General features: G+C 69.0%; 22 protein-coding genes and 1 tRNA gene. 16 read left to right on the top strand and 7 right to left on the bottom strand.

Annotated features, from left to right (window positions below; translation table 11 throughout):
• Positions 1-501 precede the first annotated feature (501 nt).
• The 9 genes from ACFULQ_RS32970 to ACFULQ_RS32930 all read left to right on the top strand — a co-directional run bounded on the left by ACFULQ_RS32970 (position 502) and on the right by ACFULQ_RS32930 (position 7,931).
• Entirely contained in the window at positions 502-1,203 is a 702-nt protein-coding gene (locus ACFULQ_RS32970) for an SDR family oxidoreductase (protein WP_383551042.1), read from the top strand.
• 154 nt (positions 1,204-1,357) lie between these two features.
• Positions 1,358-1,681: a hypothetical protein gene (locus tag ACFULQ_RS32965; RefSeq protein ID WP_383551041.1), complete on the top strand. Its 324-nt coding sequence runs from the start codon at positions 1,358-1,360 to the stop codon at positions 1,679-1,681.
• A 3-nt stretch (positions 1,682-1,684) separates the two neighbouring features.
• The gene (locus ACFULQ_RS32960) at positions 1,685-2,971 is read left to right on the top strand and encodes a putative T7SS-secreted protein (protein WP_383551039.1); all 1,287 of its coding nucleotides are present in this window, start codon (positions 1,685-1,687) and stop codon (positions 2,969-2,971) included.
• On the top strand, positions 2,968-3,666 hold the full coding sequence (locus tag ACFULQ_RS32955; RefSeq protein WP_383551037.1) for a hypothetical protein: 699 nt from the start codon (positions 2,968-2,970) through the stop codon (positions 3,664-3,666). Before ACFULQ_RS32960 ends, ACFULQ_RS32955 begins: the two co-directional genes overlap by 4 nt.
• Positions 3,663-4,286: a hypothetical protein gene (locus ACFULQ_RS32950; RefSeq protein WP_383551035.1), complete on the top strand. Its 624-nt coding sequence runs from the start codon at positions 3,663-3,665 to the stop codon at positions 4,284-4,286. Before ACFULQ_RS32955 ends, ACFULQ_RS32950 begins: the two co-directional genes overlap by 4 nt.
• 198 nt (positions 4,287-4,484) lie before the next feature.
• A complete protein-coding gene (locus ACFULQ_RS32945) occupies positions 4,485-5,000 on the top strand; it encodes a toxin-antitoxin system HicB family antitoxin (protein ID WP_383551033.1) in 516 nt (171 codons plus the stop codon).
• A 152-nt stretch (positions 5,001-5,152) separates the two neighbouring features.
• Complete coding sequence (locus ACFULQ_RS32940) at positions 5,153-5,995, top strand: DUF4097 domain-containing protein (RefSeq protein WP_383551031.1); 843 nt, start codon at positions 5,153-5,155, stop codon at positions 5,993-5,995.
• A gap of 143 nt (positions 5,996-6,138) precedes the next feature.
• Positions 6,139-7,143 (top strand): ATP-binding cassette domain-containing protein, encoded by a 1,005-nt coding sequence (locus tag ACFULQ_RS32935; RefSeq protein ID WP_383551029.1) that lies wholly within the window; start codon positions 6,139-6,141, stop codon positions 7,141-7,143.
• Complete coding sequence (locus ACFULQ_RS32930; RefSeq protein ID WP_383551027.1) at positions 7,140-7,931, top strand: ABC transporter permease; 792 nt, start codon at positions 7,140-7,142, stop codon at positions 7,929-7,931. The genes ACFULQ_RS32935 and ACFULQ_RS32930 overlap by 4 nt, the downstream gene beginning before the upstream one ends.
• Before the next feature lie 52 nt (positions 7,932-7,983).
• Here ACFULQ_RS32930 and ACFULQ_RS32925 read toward each other — a convergent pair whose 3' ends face one another.
• The gene (locus tag ACFULQ_RS32925) at positions 7,984-8,352 is read right to left on the bottom strand and encodes a MerR family transcriptional regulator (RefSeq protein WP_383551025.1); all 369 of its coding nucleotides are present in this window, start codon (positions 8,350-8,352) and stop codon (positions 7,984-7,986) included.
• A 409-nt stretch (positions 8,353-8,761) separates the two neighbouring features.
• Here ACFULQ_RS32925 and ACFULQ_RS32920 point away from each other — a divergent pair, with 409 nt between their 5' ends.
• Positions 8,762-9,136 (top strand): hypothetical protein, encoded by a 375-nt coding sequence (locus tag ACFULQ_RS32920; RefSeq protein WP_383551023.1) that lies wholly within the window; start codon positions 8,762-8,764, stop codon positions 9,134-9,136.
• Between the two features lie 97 nt (positions 9,137-9,233).
• Here the strand turns inward: ACFULQ_RS32920 and ACFULQ_RS32915 are convergent, their stop codons facing one another.
• From ACFULQ_RS32915 to ACFULQ_RS32905, 3 genes are all read right to left on the bottom strand, one after another.
• The gene (locus ACFULQ_RS32915; protein WP_383551021.1) at positions 9,234-9,563 is read right to left on the bottom strand and encodes a TfoX/Sxy family protein; all 330 of its coding nucleotides are present in this window, start codon (positions 9,561-9,563) and stop codon (positions 9,234-9,236) included.
• Between the two features lie 67 nt (positions 9,564-9,630).
• Positions 9,631-10,296 (bottom strand): DUF1326 domain-containing protein, encoded by a 666-nt coding sequence (locus tag ACFULQ_RS32910; RefSeq protein ID WP_383551019.1) that lies wholly within the window; start codon positions 10,294-10,296, stop codon positions 9,631-9,633.
• Positions 10,297-10,505: 209 nt separating this feature from the next.
• Positions 10,506-11,378 carry a DUF2182 domain-containing protein gene (locus ACFULQ_RS32905; RefSeq protein ID WP_383551017.1) on the bottom strand — a complete coding sequence of 291 codons (873 nt, stop codon included), beginning with the start codon at positions 11,376-11,378 and terminating at the stop codon, positions 10,506-10,508.
• Between the two features lie 493 nt (positions 11,379-11,871).
• On the opposite strand from ACFULQ_RS32905, the gene ACFULQ_RS32900 reads away from it, so the two are divergent.
• Positions 11,872-12,564, top strand: a complete 693-nt coding sequence (locus ACFULQ_RS32900) for a hypothetical protein (RefSeq protein ID WP_383551015.1) — start codon at positions 11,872-11,874, stop codon at positions 12,562-12,564.
• Between the two features lie 153 nt (positions 12,565-12,717).
• On the opposite strand, the gene ACFULQ_RS32895 is transcribed toward ACFULQ_RS32900, so the two are convergent.
• Positions 12,718-14,253: an NCS1 family nucleobase:cation symporter-1 gene (locus ACFULQ_RS32895; protein ID WP_383551013.1), complete on the bottom strand. Its 1,536-nt coding sequence runs from the start codon at positions 14,251-14,253 to the stop codon at positions 12,718-12,720.
• Positions 14,254-14,702: 449 nt separating this feature from the next.
• Positions 14,703-15,554 carry a LysR family transcriptional regulator gene (locus ACFULQ_RS32890; RefSeq protein ID WP_383551011.1) on the bottom strand — a complete coding sequence of 284 codons (852 nt, stop codon included), beginning with the start codon at positions 15,552-15,554 and terminating at the stop codon, positions 14,703-14,705.
• A gap of 81 nt (positions 15,555-15,635) precedes the next feature.
• Here ACFULQ_RS32890 and ACFULQ_RS32885 point away from each other — a divergent pair, with 81 nt between their 5' ends.
• Positions 15,636-15,779, top strand: coding sequence for a hypothetical protein (locus ACFULQ_RS32885; protein ID WP_383551009.1), 144 nt, complete (start codon positions 15,636-15,638; stop codon positions 15,777-15,779).
• Between the two features lie 51 nt (positions 15,780-15,830).
• Positions 15,831-16,190 carry a DoxX family protein gene (locus ACFULQ_RS32880; RefSeq protein WP_383551007.1) on the top strand — a complete coding sequence of 120 codons (360 nt, stop codon included), beginning with the start codon at positions 15,831-15,833 and terminating at the stop codon, positions 16,188-16,190.
• A gap of 86 nt (positions 16,191-16,276) precedes the next feature.
• Here the strand turns inward: ACFULQ_RS32880 and ACFULQ_RS32875 are convergent.
• A tRNA-Gly gene (locus ACFULQ_RS32875) sits at positions 16,277-16,350 on the bottom strand.
• Positions 16,351-16,862: 512 nt separating this feature from the next.
• On the opposite strand from ACFULQ_RS32875, the gene dcd reads away from it, so the two are divergent.
• The 3 genes from dcd (at position 16,863) to ACFULQ_RS32860 (ending at position 18,988) form a co-directional block, all read left to right on the top strand.
• The gene (gene dcd / locus ACFULQ_RS32870) at positions 16,863-17,438 is read left to right on the top strand and encodes a dCTP deaminase (protein ID WP_383551005.1); all 576 of its coding nucleotides are present in this window, start codon (positions 16,863-16,865) and stop codon (positions 17,436-17,438) included.
• A complete protein-coding gene (locus ACFULQ_RS32865) occupies positions 17,435-17,947 on the top strand; it encodes a phosphoribosyltransferase (protein WP_383551003.1) in 513 nt (170 codons plus the stop codon). The genes dcd and ACFULQ_RS32865 overlap by 4 nt, the downstream gene beginning before the upstream one ends.
• A 288-nt stretch (positions 17,948-18,235) precedes the next feature.
• A complete protein-coding gene (locus ACFULQ_RS32860) occupies positions 18,236-18,988 on the top strand; it encodes a TIR domain-containing protein (RefSeq protein WP_383551088.1) in 753 nt (250 codons plus the stop codon).
• Positions 18,989-19,295 lie beyond the last annotated feature (307 nt).

Raw genomic sequence — 19,295 nt, 5'->3', positions numbered from 1 at the left:
TCGGATATCCCCTCCGTCCGCAACCCGGTACTCCCGTCGGCCCGCAACCCGGTACTCCCGTCGGCCCGCGGCCGGGTGCCCGCCACGGCCCGCGGCCGGGTATCCGCCGTCGGCCCGCAACCCTTCCTCCTGCTGTCTGCGGCCAGGTGCCCGCCACCGCCCCGTAGGCAGGTGCCTGCCACTGCCCCGCCCCGGCCGCAGCCCCCGCGCATGGCGTCACGCGCGTCCCCGCCCGGCGGCAGGTCCCCCGGCGAGTGCTGCCTGCCCCCTGCCCACAGCCCGGCACTCCCGCTGCCCCGCGCCCAGGTGCCGCGAGCGGCGGCACGCACATCCTCGCCCGGCATCACGTCACCCCCAGTGAGCGTTGACCCCCGGCCCCCGGCCCCCGGCTCCCGGCCCCCGGCCGCTCCCCGCCCCATCCTCCCAATCGGGCTTGCGTGAGGAAACCGATCGGTTTACGATTCGGGAAACCGATCGGTTTCCGATTCTGTGGAGGTAGTCATGACCGCTCTCAAGGGCGCCAACGTCTTCGTCACCGGCGGCAGCCGTGGCATCGGCAAGGCCCTCGTGGAGGAGCTGTACGCGCGCGGGGCCGGCAAGGTCTACGCCACCGCCCGCGATCCGCGCACCGTCACCCACCCCGACGCCATACCGGTGGCACTGGAGGTCACCGACCCGGCATCCGTCGCCGCGGCCGCCGCCCAGGCCGATGACGTCACCGTGCTCATCAACAACGCCGGCGCCTCCGTGGGCGCGTCCTTCCTCGACTCCCCCGTGGACGACGTACGCCGGGAGTTCGAGACCAACTTCTACGGCCCCCTCCTCGTCGCCAGGGCCTTCGTGCCGGTCATCGAGCGCAACGGCGGCGGCCACCTCCTCAACGTGCACTCGGTGCTCTCCTGGGTCGCCCTCGCCGGCTCCTACAGCGCCTCCAAGGCCGCCCTGTGGTCGCAGACCAACTCCCTGCGTCTGGAGTTGAAGCCGCGCGGCATCGCGGTGACCGGCCTGCACGTCGGCTACGTCGACACCGACCTGACCACGAACATCGACGCCCCCAAGTCCGACCCCCGCGACATCGCCGCACTCGCCCTCGACGGCATCGAGACCGGCGCGTACGAGGTCCTCGCCGACGACATCTCGCGGCAGGTCAAGGCGGGCCTCGCGGGCGACCTGACGGGGCTGTACGCCCAGTTGGCCAAGTAGTCGTCCCGGAGCTGTCGGTTCGCAAGGTAGCGATGGCAACGCCTCTTTGCTCATCCTTTAGTCTGGGCGGGCGCCGACAGCTCCGGGGGACAACTGTTCTGTTTGCCGTACGGTCTGTGGCGCCTCGCTCGTAGTCGAGAAAGGGGGCCGCCGTATGGCGGATGAATTCAAGGTCGACCTGAGTCAATTGAACTCGTTCGGCCGGGTATTGAAGCAGTCCGTCACGGATCTGGAGGAAGCGCGCGCAGCGCTCTCCGCGGTCGGCGCCGACCAGATCGGGACTCCGCGCCTGGACGAGGCGTGCGACACCTTCCAGAACCGGTGGAAGTACGGAACCGGTCAGCTGAAGGACATGATCAAAGCGGTGGACGAGGGCGTGGAGAAGACCGCTCTGAGCTACCGGCAGTTCGAGGACAACCTCTCCAAGGCCCTCAAGAAGATGGAAGAGACGAACGCCGCGAATACCGGGGGCAAGTGATCCGTGGCCGACAATCCGTACCCGAGCCTCGGCTGGAACCCGGTCCCCGGCGTCCCCGAGCAGGTCACGTCCCTCCACCGCAAGGTGAAGTCCGCGGCGGACACCCTCACCAACTGCCACCGCCAGATCGAGTACCTGCTCAGCGCGAGCTCCGGCTGGCAGGGAGACGCGGCGAGCGCGTTCCGGGACACCCTGGACGGCGACCTCAAGACCGCCATGAGGAACGCCGGGCAGTCGCTCGACAAGGCCGCCGCCGCGTTGAGCACATGGGAAGGCGAACTGACCTCCCACCGCGACCTCGCCAAGAAGTACGACGACGTCGCGCGCGAGAACAAGGCTGACGCGGACAAGGCCCGGACCCGCTACGACCAGGCCAAGGAGAACCCGGACCTCAAGCTCGCCGGCAAGGAGTACCCCAGCCAGGCGGAGGCCGATGCCGCGACGGCACGTCTGCGCACCGCCGAGCGCGAGCTGAACGAGGCCACCACCCACCTCAACAACGCCAACGCCGCCTACAACGACGTCATCTCCAAGGCGAAGGAGCTGGAGGGCACCCACACCGACGCGGCCGAGGCCGTCGCCCGCAGCCTCGACGAGGCCGACGACAAGCTGGCCCCCAAGGAGCCGGGCTGGTTCGACAAGGCCCTCAGCGCGATCGGCGAGGGCCTCAAGGCGGTCGGAGAGTTCCTCGTGGAGCACGCGGGGACGATCGGAGCGATCGCGGGCCTGCTGGCCCTGCTGCCCACGCCGCTGGCACCGGTCTTCGCGGGGATCGCGGTCGTGGCGAGCGGGGTGTCCATGGCGAAGAACCTGGCGAGCGAGGACTTCAGAGACGCGTTGGCAGGCGATTACGGCTTGAAGGAAGGCGCGTTCGCCTGGGCCTCCATGGTCGGTGACGGCCTCGGCATGGTGCCCGGTGTCGGTGCCCTCGCCAGGGCCGGCAGCGAGGCGGGACTCGCGGCGGCGGTCGCCAGAGAAGGTGGCGAGGCCATGTCACTGGGATCGAAGCTGGGCACGTTCGGCAAGGAGATCGTGCCCGCGTTCAACTTCAAGGCTCTCGACGTGGCCACCGACCCCATGACGGGAGCGCTCGACTACGCCGTCAACGGTGTCAACGTGGCGGCGAACATGGCGTCGTCCCTGGAAAACCTGGGTGTGCTTCCGAAGAACGGTCCCGGACACGACGCGTCCGAGGTCACGAAGGGCGCCGCTGCCTCGACCGGTCTGGTCGGCGGGGTGAAGGTCATCGCCGAGGACATCGGACAACTGATGGCGGGGATCAGGCTGTGAACGGTTTCGTTGCCGCCGTGGAGACCGAACCGAAGCCTGAATTCTGGTACGGGCTGCCCTACGGGTACCTCCAGCTGGACCTCCATCCGTCGCCCGAGGGCATCCAGGAGGCGGCCCGGCAGCTCAGCGCACTTCCCGAGGGCTTGCGGGACCGCGCCGACCAGGTGTTCCGCCTGTACGCCGTCGTCCTGACGATGTTGCGGAGACAGCAGGTCATGGGGTGCGCGCTCGGCATGCACCCGGACGAACACGGCGGTGCCTCGCTGTCGGTCCTCACGGTCTCGACCGTCGCGACCTCGGGGGCGAATCCCGCCGCCGTACTGCTCCGGATGCTGGGCACCGGCCCGGACAACGGCATCGTGCCCGTGGAGCTGCCCGCGGGCACCGGGTACCTGCTGGAGACGGAACGGACCACGCTCGCGCCCACCGCTCCGCCCGACGGGCAGGACGAACCCGCGCAGGGGACCGTCTGGCAGGGCACGGTGGCCATCCCGGTCGCCCGGACCTCGTCGATCGTCACCGTGCAGCTGGTCACCCCGGCGGTGGAGCTGGCCGACGACTACCGCGGCGTGCTGCTCGGCGTCGCCCGTACGGTGACGTTCGACGACCCGGCCGCACCGGGCGAGGTGGCCACCGGGTCCGGTCCGTCCTCGGATGTGGACCCAGGGACAGACGAAAGGAGCCCGTTCGGATGACAGTGCCAGAACGGTGGAAGGACGGACTGGAGTCGGACACCCCGCCCGCGCCGTACGCGACCGACGGAACGGACTTCCGGGGCGCGCTGCGCTACCACTACGTCGTCGCGCTGAAGAACTTCCTCAAGTTCTTCCCGGTGTTCCTGCTGTTGTGGGTCCAGCTGTTCGTGTTCCACATCGACTACTTGCTGCCGGTGGCCATTGTCGGAATGTTCGGCATGGTGTGGACGCTGTTCCTGCTCGCCGGCCGCGTCAGCATGACCCGACAGTGCTCGAAGGTCTTCCGGACCTACCCGCTCGAATTCCGCACCCCGGTCGAGAAGATCGGCATGGAATCCACCCACACGCTCTACCTCCGCCTCGGAGACCAGAAGGGCACCCCCTTCACGCTTCGCGCGAAGGACGCCCTGGGGCGCGGTCGTTGGCCCGTCGGCATCACCGACGGCGTCTGGTTCGCCGGCGACGAACCCTTCGGCGGCGCGATGATCGTGCCGGGCGGCGGCGAACTCCTCGCCCTCCAGCCCAGGGACTGGAGGGAGAGGGAGGAGGACCGGGCGAACGCCGGACCGGAGCGAATCGAGAAGGCGAAGCGGGCGGGCATCCATCGCCCGCGCAGGTAACGCACCAACCGAGTGGCCCCCGCGCCACATGGCACCGGATGGCACCACATGGCACCACGTGGTGCCATCCGGTGTTTGTCTGGCGCCGTCAGGTGCACCTGCGATTTTCGCAGGTGAGACCCCCTCCGATGTCCCCTCGTCCATGCGTGGCACCATCAAGGGTTGCATGTGGCGCCAAAATGGTGCCATCATGGCGGCATGGACCTCACCCCGTATGTCGACAACCTCCGCCGCGAACTCGCGGTGGCTGCCGAAGCCGGAGGCGACGAAGCCCGTGAGCTGGCCGAGAGGCTGACCGCTCCCCTGGAGTCGGCGACCCGCCTGGTCATGCTCCACGTGCTCTCCGCGGCGATGGACGAGATCACCCGCGAACTCGCCCCCGGCTCGGTCGACGTACGACTGCGCGGACTCGACCCGGATTTCGTGGTGACCCTGCCGCCCACCGAGGGCGCCGCTCCGGTGGAGCCGGTTGCCCCCGCCGAACAGGCCGGCGCCCCGGCCCCTGACGCGGACGAGGGCGGCACCGCCCGTGTCAACCTCCGTCTGCCCGCCCACCTCAAGGCCCGCGCCGAGGAGGCGGCGACCCGCGAGGGCCTGTCGGTCAACGCGTGGCTGGTGCGAGCCGTGTCCGCCGCGGTGGACGACGGAACCAGGCCGCGTACCCCGGGCAGGGCCCAGAGCGTCGGACAGAGCTTCACGGGCTGGGTGCGCTAGCCGCCCCGGCCCGCCACACAAAGGCACGTCACCGCCAAGGCACCTCACCGCACAGGCATTTCACGGCACAGGCATTTCACCGCACAGGCATTTCACCCACACCACGTCCCACCAGCAGGGACGCTCCCAGGACTCAAGAGGACGGGACAGCCATGCCTTCTTTCGACACCCCCGGCCCCATCTCGGTCACCGCCCACGTGGCCGCCGGCTCCCTCCGGCTCACCGCGGGCGACCGCCCCGACACCGTCGTCGAGGTGCGTCCCCGCGACCCGGAGCGGGACAAGGACGTACGGGCCGCCGAGCAGACCGAGGTCACCTTCGCCGGCGGTGTCCTGGCCGTCAGGACGAAGGAGCGCCGCATGATCGGACCCTCCGGCGTCGCCGACGTGACGGTCGAACTGCCCACCGGGTCACGGGTGGAGGTGACCGGCGCCTGGGCCCAGGTGCTCGGCGAGGGGCGGCTCGGCGAGGTCCGGGTGAAGACCTCCGTCGGTGACGTCCGCCTCGACACCACCGGCCCGGTCGAGCTGACCGCCTCCCACGGCTCGGTCGTCGTCGACCGGATCGAGGGCAAGGCCGAGATCACCACCAGCTCCGGCAATCTGCGCGTCGGCACGGTCGACGGTCCCGCCGTACTGAAGAACTCCAACGGCAACACGAACGTCGGCGCGGTCCTCGGCGACCTGCGCGTGAGCGGTGCCAACGGCGCCATCGACATCGCGCGCGCCGAGGCGTCGGTCACCGCGACCGCCACCAACGGTGTCCTCCGGGTCGCCCAAGTCACCCGTGGCGAGGTCCAGTTGGAGACCTCCAACGGCCCCATCGAAATCGGGATCCGGGAAGGCACCGCGGCCTGGCTCGACGTCAGCTCCCACCGCGGGCTGGTTCGCAACACCCTCACCGCCTCCGAGGCCCCGGAGCAGACCGAGGACACGGTCAAGGTCCGCGCCCGGACCAACTGGGGCAACATCGACGTCTTCCGCGCCAAGGCCTGAGCGCCCGCCCCCTGGCCGCCCGCCCCCTGGCCGGCCGCCCCCTGACCGCCCGCCCCCGGCCCTGCCGCGTCTCCTCGCCCCCAGACACCTCAGCCTTCGAACGGGAGGGCCTCATGCCTTCATCGGCCACACCCATATCTGTCATGCCCACGTCCAGTCCGGACGACTCCCCGGTGGCCGTCTCCGCCATCGGTCTGCGCAAGTCGTACGGCGACAGGACCGTCCTCGACGGCATCGATCTGCGCATCCCGGCCGGATCGGTGTTCGCCCTGCTGGGACCCAACGGTGCCGGCAAGACCACCGCCGTGAAGATCCTCTCCACGCTCATCGGCGCCGACGGCGGTCAGGCCCAGGTCGCGGGGCACGACCTCGCCGCCCACCCGCAGGCCGTACGGGCGGCGATCGGGGTCACCGGGCAGTTCTCCGCCGTGGACGGTCTGATCACCGGCGAGGAGAACATGCTCCTGATGGCCGACCTGCACCACCTCTCCAGGAGCGAGGGTCGGCGGGTATCCGCCGAGCTGCTGGAGCGCTTCGACCTCACGGACGCGGCGAAGAAACCCGCCTCCACCTACTCCGGCGGCATGAAGCGCCGCCTCGACATCGCCATGACCCTGGTCGGCCAGCCGCGGATCATCTTCCTCGACGAACCCACCACCGGCCTCGACCCCCGCGCCCGCCACAACATGTGGCAGATCATCCGCGAGCTGGTCTCCGGCGGTACGACCGTCTTCCTCACCACCCAGTACCTGGACGAGGCCGACGAACTCGCCGACCGGATCGCCGTGCTGCACGACGGCAGGATCGTCGCCGAGGGCAGCGCCGCGGAGCTCAAGCGGCTCATCCCGGGCGGTCATGTCCGGCTCCGCTTCACCGACCCGGCCGCCTACCGCGCCGCCGACTCCGCGCTGGGCGAAGCCGTCCGGGACGACGAGGCGCTCACCCTCCAGCTCCCCAGCGACGGCAGCCAGCGCGAACTGCGCTCGATCCTCGACTGGTTGGACGCGGCGGGAGTCGAGGCGGACGAGCTGACCGTGCACACCCCCGACCTGGACGACGTGTTCTTCGCCCTGACCAGCGGCACCGACGAGCCGGACCGCCCGGACCAGCCGGACCAGCCGCACCAGCCCAAGGAGTCTGCCCGATGAGCCACCTCTCCCTCGCCGTGCGCGACTCGTCCACGATGCTGCGGCGCAACCTCCTGCACGCCCGGCGCTACCCCTCCATGACGCTGAACCTGCTGCTCACGCCGGTCATGTTGTTGCTGCTCTTCGTCTACATCTTCGGCGACACCATGAGCGCCGGCCTCGGAGACGGCGGTGGCGGCAGGTCCGAGTACCTCGCCTACCTGGTCCCGGGCATCCTGATGCTGACCATCGGCGGCACCACGATCGGCACCGCGGTGTCCGTCTCCATGGACATGACCGAGGGCATCATCGCCCGCTTTCGCGCGATGGCGATCCACCGCGGTTCGGTGCTCGTCGGGCATGTCGTCGGCAGTGTGCTCCAGTGCGTGATGAGCGTGGTGCTCGTCGGCGCGGTGGCCGCGGCGATCGGGTTCCGCTCCACGAACGCCACCGTCCTGGAATGGATCCTGGCCCTCGGACTGCTGGCCCTCGTCGCCCTGGCCCTGACCTGGATCGCGGTCGGCATGGGCCTGTCCGGCCCGAACCCGGAGGCGGCCAGCAACAACGCCATGCCGCTGATGATCCTGCCCCTTCTGTCCAGCGCCTTCGTCCCGGTCGACGCGATGCCCGGCTGGTTCCGGCCGATCGCCGAGTACCAGCCCTTCACCCCGGCCATCGAGACCCTGCGCGGACTCCTCCTCGGCACGGAGATCGGCAACAACGGCTGGATCGCCGTCGGTTGGTGCCTCGGCCTGGCGGTGCTCGGCTACGCCTGGTCCACGTCACTGTTCAACCGCGACCCGCGGTAGGAAGCGGGACCCGCGGTAGGCAGTCGGCCCACCCGAGCGCGGGCGCCGACGATCAGGCGGAACCGGAAGCCGAGCCGGAACTGGAGCCGGCACGGCTCGCCGACTCGTCGGCGGCCCGACGGTACTCGGCGTTGATGCGCTGCGCTTCCTCGAGCTGGTCCTCGAGGATGACGATGCGGCACGCGGCCTCGATCGGAGTCCCCTTGTCGACGAGCTCCCGGGCGCGCGCGGCGATCCGCAGTTGGTAGCGGGAGTACCGGCGATGTCCCCCCTCCGAGCGGAGCGGAGTGATCAGCCGAGCCTCACCGATGGCTCGGAGGAACGCCGGAGTGGCCCCGAGCATCTCGGCCGCACGGCCCATCGAGTACGCGGGGTAGTCGTCGTCGTCCAGACGATCATTCAGAGGATTGTCCGATGTCATGTCACCTCGCTGTGCAACGCGTCGAGGGGCCCTGATGCCGTACGGCACCAGGGCCCCGAAGGAAATTGAACACCATCTGTCGGCCCTACTGCTGGGGCCGACCTTCTGTGTCCGCTACCCGGCCTGGCAGAGGGGGTGCGGAGGGATCGCAGCTGCTTGACCGGGGACCACCATCCATTCCGGGGTCTTGCGGTACCCGGGCCGAGTGTTCTCGGGCCGGGCGATCCTGATGGCGTCTGCTCCTCCGTTCCTCTCTGAACCAACACTGATCGAACTGAGAAGAAGCGTACCCCCGTAGGAAGCGAAAATCTACTTCACCAAGAGAAGATTTCACTCTTCCGGTGGAGGAGGAAAATCTTGCCCTGACCGCCCTGCGGGTGGGCCGGTGGGCCGCATAAGCTCTGCTGTCATGTCGAACCCTGATGAGCTGCTCGTCGCCATCTCCGCCGCGGTGGAGTCCGAGCGAAGCAATCAGATGTCGCTGACCGTGGTCGTCGGCGGCGCCGTCATCACCGGCCGGCTGGCACCGGAGGCCGTGTGGAAGGAGCGGGTGGCGGAGGTCCTGAAGGACTCCGACCGTCTCGGCGCCTTCTCGGACGTCTTCGCACGCGGTTCGCGAGGCGACCGGCCCGGTCACGACGAGGCGCCCACACATCTGCACTTCCACCTCGCCCGGATCCTCCAGGGCACCCTCGGGATCCCGGAGACGGGCGGCATGTACCGAGTCGCGATCAAGGACGTCAGCGCATGGACCGTAGGAGATCTCATCCGCACCGACGGGTGAGACGCTGCCTCCACCGGGAGAAGAGCGGGCCTGCTCTCGCCCCCGAGCGCGCCCTCGGGGCGGTCGTGCCTGTGGCCCCGTTCTCCGGCGCGGCGGCCTACTTCGGTGGCAGGCTCGCGGCGAAGGTGCGGCCCTCGGCGAGCCAGGAGTCGAGGGTGTCGTCCTCCGCGACCGCGGTCCCGTCGACCACCACCCAGCCGCGCATCGGGCGGCCGGTCATGTCGAAGACGCGTGTGCCCGGTCGGCCCAGGGCCGTGTCGGTCCCCTCGGGGCCGACCCTGACCATGAGGTCGTCACCGGTGACGCCTACGGCCATGTTGCCCTCGTAGAGGAACGCCACCCCGCCGAACATCCGCCTCTCGGTGACGGCCGGGTCACCACCGAGCCGCTCCCGGATCCGCTCCGCCAGCCCGTCGTCGTACGCCACCTTCGTCTCACCCCTGTTCCCCGGGCCCCTGCTCCAGAAGTCCCGCGCGGGTCCCGCAGATGGTCGGTCAGTCGGGGCCGGTCCAGTCGAAGGGGAAGTGCTTGCTCGACTTGCCGGACCGGTCCCAGGTGAAGCCGAACGCGTCCGCGCGGTCTACGGTGGCCCGGCCCCACGTGGCGACCTGGCCCGGTCCGACCTCGGCGCCCGGGGCGTTGTGGACCTGAACCCGCCCTCCGTCGGGGGTGGTCGGTCCGGTGAGAGCTTCGGCGGTCGCCATCACCCGGCCGGGGATCTCGGCCCGCCAGCCGCCGAGGTCCTCGTCGATCTCCACATGGATCGGCGCGACGTCCATTCCGCGCATCTCGGGGTGCAGCATCGCCCCGAACTGCGCCGGCCAGCCGCCCGCCTCACCGCCGAAGACGGCACCGAGCGCACCGCGCTGCTGTTCGTCGGCGCGTTCGTCCAGGAAGACCGCTGCGTACGCGTCGCTGTGCTCGCCGGCCCAGACGTTGCCGGTGAAGGCGCCGACCATCAGGACGTTGAGGCCGTCGAGCCGGACGTCGCCGTAGTTGCCCTCCCGGATGTGCCAGACCAGGATTCCTTCGCAGTCGCCGTAGGTCGGGGGCTGGGCGAAGGTGCACGGGCAGGGGATGGCGCACTTGCACACATCGAACCAGTCGCCGGCCAGATGCCAGCTCGTGGTGGCCTGTTCTGTCGTGGCCTGTTCTGTCATCTCGCTTCCCTCCTGCCGAGCCCCCAGGGGCTCTCTCGGAGTGGCGAGACCGCGTGTGCCGAGCCCGGTCCCGGGATCGGGAGACGGTCTCCCTTCCAGCTTGCACCTCCCGTCACCTGGGGGAAACCCAATCACGCGGAAAGGATCAGCATCGGGTCATGTCTGGTCGCGTCTCGTCGTGTCCGGTCACGTCCGGTCACGAGTTGGGGTCACATGTCGTCCATCGACGGCATCGAGTCCCGCAGCCCGGGCAGCAGCCAGTCCTGGAAGGGCGCGAGCACGGCCAGGACGAGGAACACGACACCCACGGCGCGGGCGAGCAGGGGGCCCCGGGACCACAGCTTCTCCATGAAGATCACCACGGCCAGCCCGGCCATCGCCGCCACGTTCATCACGCCCAGCGGGACGAGGACGACCATCAGCCCGGCGCAGCAGCCGACGCAGTAGGCGCCGTGGTGGAGGCCCACCCGCAGGTCGCGGGCAGGTCCCCGGAAGCCGGAATAGCGGACCAGGTGTCCCAGGGGATCACGGCAGTGCCGTAGGCAGACGGACTTCAGCGGGCCCAGCTGGTACAGGCCCGCGAGCAGGAAGGCGGCCGAGCCGATCCAGCGACCGGCCGTGGGGTGCTCGTCCACGAGATCGCCGGTGAAGGCCAGTGCCGCGTAGGCGAGCAGCCCGAACGCCGTCCACACCAGCAGGTATCCGGCGACGAACTCGACGGTACGGGCGGTCCGGGCCCAGCCGGAGGACTGCCGGCCGATACCCCGGACCCAGGTGATCGCCACCGGTGCCATGGACGGCAGCATCATGGCCGCCATCATCGTCACCCAGAGCAGCAGGAACAGGGGCAGCGCCATCCCCATCGTGCCGGGTTCGACCCCCATGTCCCGGGCCTGGCCGATCGTCAGCACCCAGGCGGGGAAGGCGATCAGGACCACGATCGACCAGGCGACCGCGATGTCCCGCGTGGGCAGCAACCCACCGCCCGTTCCGGTCGGGGCGACCGACCGGCCGACGGCGAGAGCGGAACTCCGGCTGCGACGCATCAGCGTGTTCTCCTGCGGCTCCTTCCAGGAGACCATCTCCCCACCCTCACCGCGACCGCGCCCGAGCGGAGGAGGCCCGCGACACGGTCGCCGAGGCATCGATCACGTGGCGACGCGTGAGCTGGGCAGGGAGGCGCCGCCGGACGAGCCGGGACCGTGTCGCTCTGCCGGAGATCACGGAACCCCACCTGGGCGCCGCCCGGTCCGACGAGCGTCCGGGCCGTACGCCCGCTGGGCCGTCGTCAGGCGTTCCGGGTCCTCCCGACGACCCCCCGCTCCGATACGGGACCTCGGCGGTTACGTCGGAGCGGCGACGCCAGACGGCCCCGTGCCGTCGTCCGATGGTCCGCCGAGTCGCACGCCTGACGGTTCCCCGACCCCGTCGGAGCCGCCCCCGCTCGCCACCACCCCGGGCGTACGCTCGAAGGCACCGAGGGTTCCTCGTGTGCCGGCCCAGGAGCCTGTGCCGTTCTCGGCGAACGACGACGCCGGGGCGGACTCCGTCCGGTTCCGGAGCAAGGGCCGTCCCATGACCGCGCGCATACCGGGCCACCCGGAGATCACCCGTGCCGGGCCACCCGGCCCCCACTGGACCCTCGACGAGGAGGCCCGGCCGCGGCGCCTGGGAACGCCGCCCCAGGAGGGTGAGTTCGTCCGGCCGCTGACCCGGCGCCAGGTCGAGGACCGAATGGGCGAGCTCGGCGCCCTGCTCTCTCGCACCTCGTCGTGCGACCCGGGGATCCGAGCCCCGTCGAACCAGGACAGCGGCACCGCCTTCCGGAAGCGGCTCGCGGGTCTGGTGCGGCGCCCGGGATTCGAGCTGCTCGTGGCGGAGGAGGTCGGCGCGGCGGGCGAGAAGGTCATCTCGGCCTGTGCCTACGGCTTCCCGGTGTCCGGCGACGGGACCTGGTGGCGGGGCCTCGACGGGTACCTCCCGGAGGTCCTGTCCCGCCTCACCCCGTCGGGAAAGCTCTTCGCGATCGGGGACATCCTGGTCGAGCGCCGGGTACGCACCCAGGACCAGAGCCGCGACTGGAACCTCGCCCGGCGCCTCCAGAAGCGGCTGCTCGCCGACCACGCGGGCGCTCTCGGCGTCACCCTGGCCGACCGCGCTGACGCGGACACCTACCGTGCCCTGCTGTCCTGGGGCTGGCGCCGCCTCCCGACCACTGCCTCCCGACCGTCCCGCTTCGATTCCCGCTGCCTTCTGGTGCTCGACTGAGGACGTGGGCCGTCCGACTCGCCGAGTACGGCCGCATGGCCTGCCGTCCACACCGGTCCGGCGCACCTGTCCTCGATCGGGACGAAAAAGGGCGCCTGACCGGCATCACTCCAGGTCAGGCGCCCTGCTCGGGCTGTTGGAAGAAGCCGGCTCCTAGGCCTCTGCCGCCTCCGGGGCTGCCGCCTCCGGCGCTTCCGTTGCCGCCGTGCTCGCGGTGAGCGGGCTCCTGCCCCCGCTGAAGGCGAAGTAGAGCACCCCGGCCACGACGACTCCGATGAACCAGGAGTACGGGCCCAGCGTCGCCCCGTACTCGGACGGTCCGTAGACGGGGAGGATGCTGGAGAAGACGGCGCCCACCACACCGGCGGCGAACGCCCGTACGTTCCAGCCCCCCTGGAAGCGGAACTCCCCGTCCTCCTCGTACAGGGCGGGCACGTTCAGCTGGGTCTTCCGGATGAGGTAGTAGTCGACGACGATCACACCGAAGATGGGGCCCATCGTCGAGCCGATGGCGTTGACGAAGCTGGGGGCGTTGTCCCAGGGGTGGAGCGGGTAGAGCAGGAGCGCGATGACGGCGGCGATGAGGCCGCCCCTGCGGAAGGTCACGTGCTTCGGTGCCACGTTGGCGAAGTCGAAGGCGGGACTGACGAAGTTCGCGACGACGTTGATGCCGAGGGTCGCCACGGCGAAGGTCAGGGCGGCGAGCAGGACGAGGAACGCGCTGTCGAACTTGGCGGAGATCTTGGCCGGTTCGAGGATGACCTCGCCGTACACCTTGCTGGCGGCGGCCGTGGTGATCGCGGCGACCAGGGAGAAGAGGATCAGGTTGACGGGCAGGCCCCAGATGTTGCCCTTCTTCAGGGCCTTCTCGTCCGGGGTGAAGCGTGCGAAGTCACCGAAGTTGAGGAACAGGGCGGCGAAGTAGGTGACCCAGGTGGCGGCTATCGCCGCGATCGCGGCGAATGAGCCGGGGCTGACGTCGAGCCCGGTGGCGCTCTTGGCGAGTGCGGCCAGGTCGCCGCTCGGCATGTCGACGGAGAAGGACAGCGTCCCGGCCTTCACGGACAGCGCGATCGCGAGGATCAGCATCATCAGCCAGACCGCCGGGCCGGCGAAGTCCTGGAAACGGCGGACCGTTTCCATCCCCTTGCTGATGATGAGCAGCTGGGCGGCCCACACACCGAGGTAGCACAGCACCTCAAGGCCGCTGTGGTCGAAGAGCCGAGTGGTCTCGTGCAGATGCTTGGGACCGTCGTAGCGGACGAGGAAGGCCACGATGGCGCCGGCGGCGGCGCTGGTCTGGGCGCCGTACCAGAAGGTGGCGACCACGGCCCGTACGAGCGCCGGGACATTGGCGCCGAAGGTGCCGAAGGAGGCGCGGGCGAGGACCGGATAGGGGACGCCGGTCTTGACGCCCGCCTTGCCGATGAGAGTCATCAGCCAGTAGATGATCACCGAGCCCACACCGATGCCGATGAGGAACTTGAGGGTGTTGCCCGCGACGAGGAACAGGCTGGCGGCCAGGAAGTAGCCGTACAGACTGTGCACGTCCGAGGTCCAGACGTTGAAGATGCTGAAGGCGCCCCACTTGCGTTCGGTGGCGGGGGCGAGGTCCGCGTTGTAGAGACGGGGGGAGTACCCGGGCGGGGCGGCTGATCTGTCCGCGTCAGCACTGTCCGTGGCCGTCATGTCCTGCTCCTTCTTGCTGTCCCCGTCCCCTACCGGCGCTGCGCCGGACGGTTGCTGCGGCAGCTAACGGCCCGGATGTTGCACCGGCGTGTCCGGCGCGTACCGGAACCGTCAACGGAAAACCTATTCCATTTCAGGATCGAGTTGCCGGTTGATCAGCGCCTTTGGAGCGGTGGGACGAGGGGCGTGATCGCAGGCGGGACGGATGCCCACGGCGACGTACCGTCGGCCGGCGGAAGGGCCCGAGACGTGATGCGCGGCGCATGCCCGTGTCGCTCAGTGCCGGTGACGACATCGATCGCATGCAATGGCGGCGATGCCAAGTCGCGTTGTCGAGAACAGAGTTGTTCTGCCCGCGACCCCACGGCGACCCCACGGCGACCCCACCGAACGGGCCGGCCACCACCCGCTCCCTCTCCTCGCGCCACAGGCAGGGCGGGTGAGCGGGGTCAGTGACGGTAGGCGGCCGTCGCGATCTCGATGAAGGACCGGATCAACGGGTTGGTGTCACCCTCGTTCCACACCGCCACCACTCGGCTCGGCGCCATGTCGATCAGCGGCACCACGGCCAACTCCGGGGGCAGCTCGTGCCCGAGCGGGGCCAGGCCGATCGTGCCGCTCCACAGCACGGCGTGAAGGCATTCCTGGACGGCGCGCACCACTGGGCCCTCGCGCGGCGTGTTGCCGTTCCAGTACGACTGCCAGATGGGGTCGGTGTCCTGCGGGAACTGGAACCAGCGGCGGTCGCTCAGCTCGGACAGCCGCAGCCGGTCGCGGCGGGCCAGCGGATCGTCGGCGCGCAGGACCGCGCCCACCGGATCGGTGCGCAGCTCACGCACCGTCAGGGCGGTCTCGTCGAACGGGGCCCGGGTCAGGGCGACGTCGACCAGTCCGGCGCGCAGCCCGCACGTCGGGTCCGTCAGATCGGTCTCGCGGATGCGGATGTCGATGCCGGGGTGGGTTCGGGGGTAGGCGGCGGCCAGCCTGGCCACTCCCGGGTCGGTGCCGTCGCCAAGGATGCCGACGGTGAGGGTCGCGGCACCGGCCGCCGCGCTCACGCGTGCACGGACGCGGTCGGCGTGGTCGATCAGGGCCCGCGCCTCGTCGAGCAGCACCGCGCCCACCGGAGTGAGCGTGACGCCGGTGGGCGAGCGGGCGAACAGCAGGGCCCCGGCCTCGGCCTCCAACTTCTTGATCGCCCGGCTCAGCGGCGGCTGGCTCATGTGCAGTCGGCTGGCTGCCCGGCCGAAGTGCAGTTCCTCGGCGACGGCCACGAAATAGCGCAAGGTCCGTAGCTCCACGCGGCAACGATACCCACGGGGTATCGGCGCTGCGGGATGGGTCTTGGACACCGGCAGGCCTCCACCGGTGCACTGGTGACCATGACCGAGGAAGCAACTGCCACCTGGGCACCACGCACCTGCGCGTCCCGGAGGACGGCGGCCGCACCGGGCGGGTTGACGCCCCAGGCCACTGTCGACGCGATGAGCCGCTACGCGACCGAACCCGTCGCCGGCCTCGCCTGAAGCAGTCCACGGTGTGTGCGAACCGATGACCCACGAACGGAAACGGGAACGATGAACATCGCCTACTGGATCGTCGCGGGACTGCTCGCCCTCTTCTACGTCTACGCGGGCACGCTGAAGGCGATCCGCAGCCGCGATCAGCTTCGACCGATGATGGCCTGGGTCGACCGCATACCCTTGCCCGCCCTCAGGGCGCTGGGGACGGTGGAGATCCTCGGCGCGATCGGTCTGATCCTGCCGCCGCTGACGGGCATCGCGCCCCGGCTGGCGCCGGCCGCGGCCTGCGGCTTCGTCCTCCTCCAGGTCGGTGCGATCGCCGTCCACCTGACCGGCCAGGACCGCCGGATCGCACTCAACGTCGGGCTCGCCATCACCGCGATGGTGACCGTCTGGCTGGCCACCGGGCTGTGACGGAGCACGGCCCTCGCCCGCACAGAGCCCCTCGTATCGGACTGGACAACAAACAAACCCCAGGCCACTGACCTGGGGTTTCGCTCTGGAGCGGGTGACGAGAATCGAACTCGCGCTCTCAGCTTGGGAAGCTGATGTTCTACCATTAAACTACACCCGCGTGAGACGCCGGACGGAACCGGTGTCGAACGCAAAGTCACCTTACCTCATGCCAGGCCCCCGGCGCTGAAGCCGTGGGGCCTGAGTGCGTTTCAGGGGTGGGACAGGGCTGCGGGGGACCGGAGTTGGGGCGTACGGTGGAGGTGTGGAAGAGGGTCCGGGCGGGACCGGAGTGCCGCCTGGAGGGCCGTCCCGAGCATCCCGTAATGTGGCATTTTGTCGTCAGGTGAGCAGTAGCCCGACGCGGCTCTTGGGGAAGGGACTCTAGGACTTGATGGAGCGCACCGTCGTCCGTTGTGCCGATGGGCACGTGTTCAGCACCGCTTCGTTCCCGATGCAGCAGGCCGAGCGCCTCGGCCCCGGACGGCTCGTTCGCTGTCCGCGCTGTGCCCGGCTTCGAAGCGTCGTTCCGGTGGCCTTGGAGAAGCACTAGGAAGAAGCGGTAGAGATCGGTACCAGGCGCGCGGACCGTCCGATGGTGGTCGGTCCGCGCGCCTTGCGTATCCTCGGGGCGTGCTTCTCTCAGACAAGGACATCCGGGCCGAGATCGACGCCGGGCGCGTGCGGATCGATCCCTACGACGAATCCATGGTGCAGCCGTCCAGCATCGACGTACGGCTGGACCGGTACTTCCGGGTGTTCGAGAACCACCGGTACCCGCACATCGACCCCTCCATCGAGCAGAGCGACCTCACGCGGCTCGTGGAGCCGGAGGGCGACGAGCCGTTCATCCTGCACCCCGGGGAGTTCGTCCTCGCCTCGACGTACGAGGTCATCACCCTCCCGGACGACCTCGCCTCCCGCCTGGAGGGCAAGAGCTCGCTGGGGCGGCTCGGACTCGTCACCCACTCGACCGCCGGGTTCATCGACCCCGGTTTCAGCGGGCACGTCACCCTGGAGCTGTCGAACCTCGCGACCCTCCCCATCAAGCTCTGGCCCGGCATGAAGATCGGCCAGCTGTGCATGTTCCGGCTCTCCTCGCCGGCCGAGTCCCCCTACGGCAGTGAGCGCTACGGCTCCCGCTACCAGGGCCAGCGCGGTCCGACCGCCTCCCGCTCCTTCCTCAACTTCCACCGGACCCAGGTATGAGCGCCGACGCACGGGAGAACCTCACCTACGAGGCCTTCGGCACCGCCGTCCGCGAACTCGCGCAGACCATCGCCGACGACGGCTACGAGCCCGACGTCGTGCTGTCCATCGCCCGCGGCGGCGTCTTCGTCGCGGGCGGGCTGGCGTACGCCCTGGACTGCAAGAACATCCACCTGGTGAACGTCGAGTTCTACACCGGCGTGGGGACCACCCTCGACATGCCCGTCATGCTCGCCCCCGTCCCCAACGCCATCGACTTCTCCTCCAAGAAGGTCCTGATCACCGACGACGTCGCCGACACCGGCAAGACGCTCAAGCTGGTCCGCGACTTCTGCCTGGACACCGTCGCCGAGGTCCGCTCCGCGGTCATCTACGAGAAGACCCAGTCCCTGGTGAAGTGCGAGTACGTCTGGAAGCGCACGGACGACTGGATCAACTTCCCGTGGAGCGTTTTGCCTGTAGTACGTAAGTCGGGGGAGCCGATCACTCCGTCTAAGGAGGCTCTCTAGAGGTTCCCTCCGTAGGCGAGCGGCTACCGCGGTGACCTGTGAGCCTGAGCCGATGTCAACCTGGTCTAACTGCCATCACGCGGAAGACCTCAGAAATGTAGCCCACGTAAGCGCAGTTTTCTGAACACGGTCCGGAGCCGGTATGCCTTTCCACGTGCGTGTAACTACTAAGTCCAACAGGTCGCACACCGAAGTCCGCCTCGACTTGAGTAAGCGAGAGCTGGAAGAGCGCTTCCTAAGGCCTACCGAGAGGGCCGCCCGATAGTCATTGGTGGCGTAACAGTGGCGATGGACAACCTGGAACGGATTCGGATCAACGAAACCGAGCAGGATGCGGCGAAAATTCTGCCGATTGTGCGCGAGCAACGCAGAAACTCGCAGGTTGTCACATTCACTCCAGACGACTATTACATTGCGGCGTACGGGAAGGATGTAACGGATGATTACATCACGTCGGAACCCGGTGCTGAGGTGACTAGGTCGGCAAGCATCGATGTCTCGATCTCTGCGATGGAACGGCCTGACCCTCGACGGGTATTTGTAGTGCACGGGCGGAACCTCAAAGCGAGGGATGCGATGTTCTCCTTCCTGCGCTCGATTGGGTTGAGTCCTGTCGAGTGGATCGAGGCTGTCGCAGCCACTGGTAAGTCCTCTCCCTACGTGGGTGAAATTCTCGACGTTGCATTCCGTCAGGCTGCGGCTGTCCTGGTGCTAATGACGCCGGATGACAATGCGTGGCTCAAAGAGGAATATCAAAGTGCGCATGAGCCTGCTCATGAGACGAAGCCTACGGGGCAAGCCAGGGCAAATGTGCTATTCGAAGCGGGTATGGCGATCGGTCGAGATGAGGATCGAACGGTATTGGTCGAATTGGGTGTAGTGCGACCATTTAGCGATATCGGCGGCCGTCACGTAATTCGAATGAACAACTCAACTCAACGCCGTCAAGAGTTGGCACAGCGATTGCTTGACGCTGGTTGCTCATCGAACATGGGTGGTACTGATTGGCATACGGTCGGCGACTTCGACGGTTCCCTTTGACCGCCAGTGGTTGATGTCGGCCCCATCAACCACTACTCACCTCAGCTCCCGTCCCGTCCGCCGTCGACCCACACACCGTGGAGCAGGCGTGGTTCATGGCGTCCAGGTGGAGCGCGCCACTGTACGAACGACCTGGACGCCATGGGCCGCGTCTGCTCGGCTTTGCCTGGGTCGATGGTGGTCGGGATGGGAGCTCCCCGCGCACGCCACTTCGGACCCGCGGCCGCGTACGGCGCTCCCTCCATCCCGGTGCCGGCCGATCCCCCGCCGGAGGCATCGTTCTGACCGTGGCCTGCCCGTCTAGGGC

Origin of the sequence: Streptomyces sp. NPDC057253 (assembly GCF_042669125.1) — a bacterium.
Taxonomy (GTDB): Bacteria; Actinomycetota; Actinomycetes; order Streptomycetales; family Streptomycetaceae; genus Streptomyces.
This window is presented reverse-complemented; position numbering and strand designations above follow the sequence as displayed.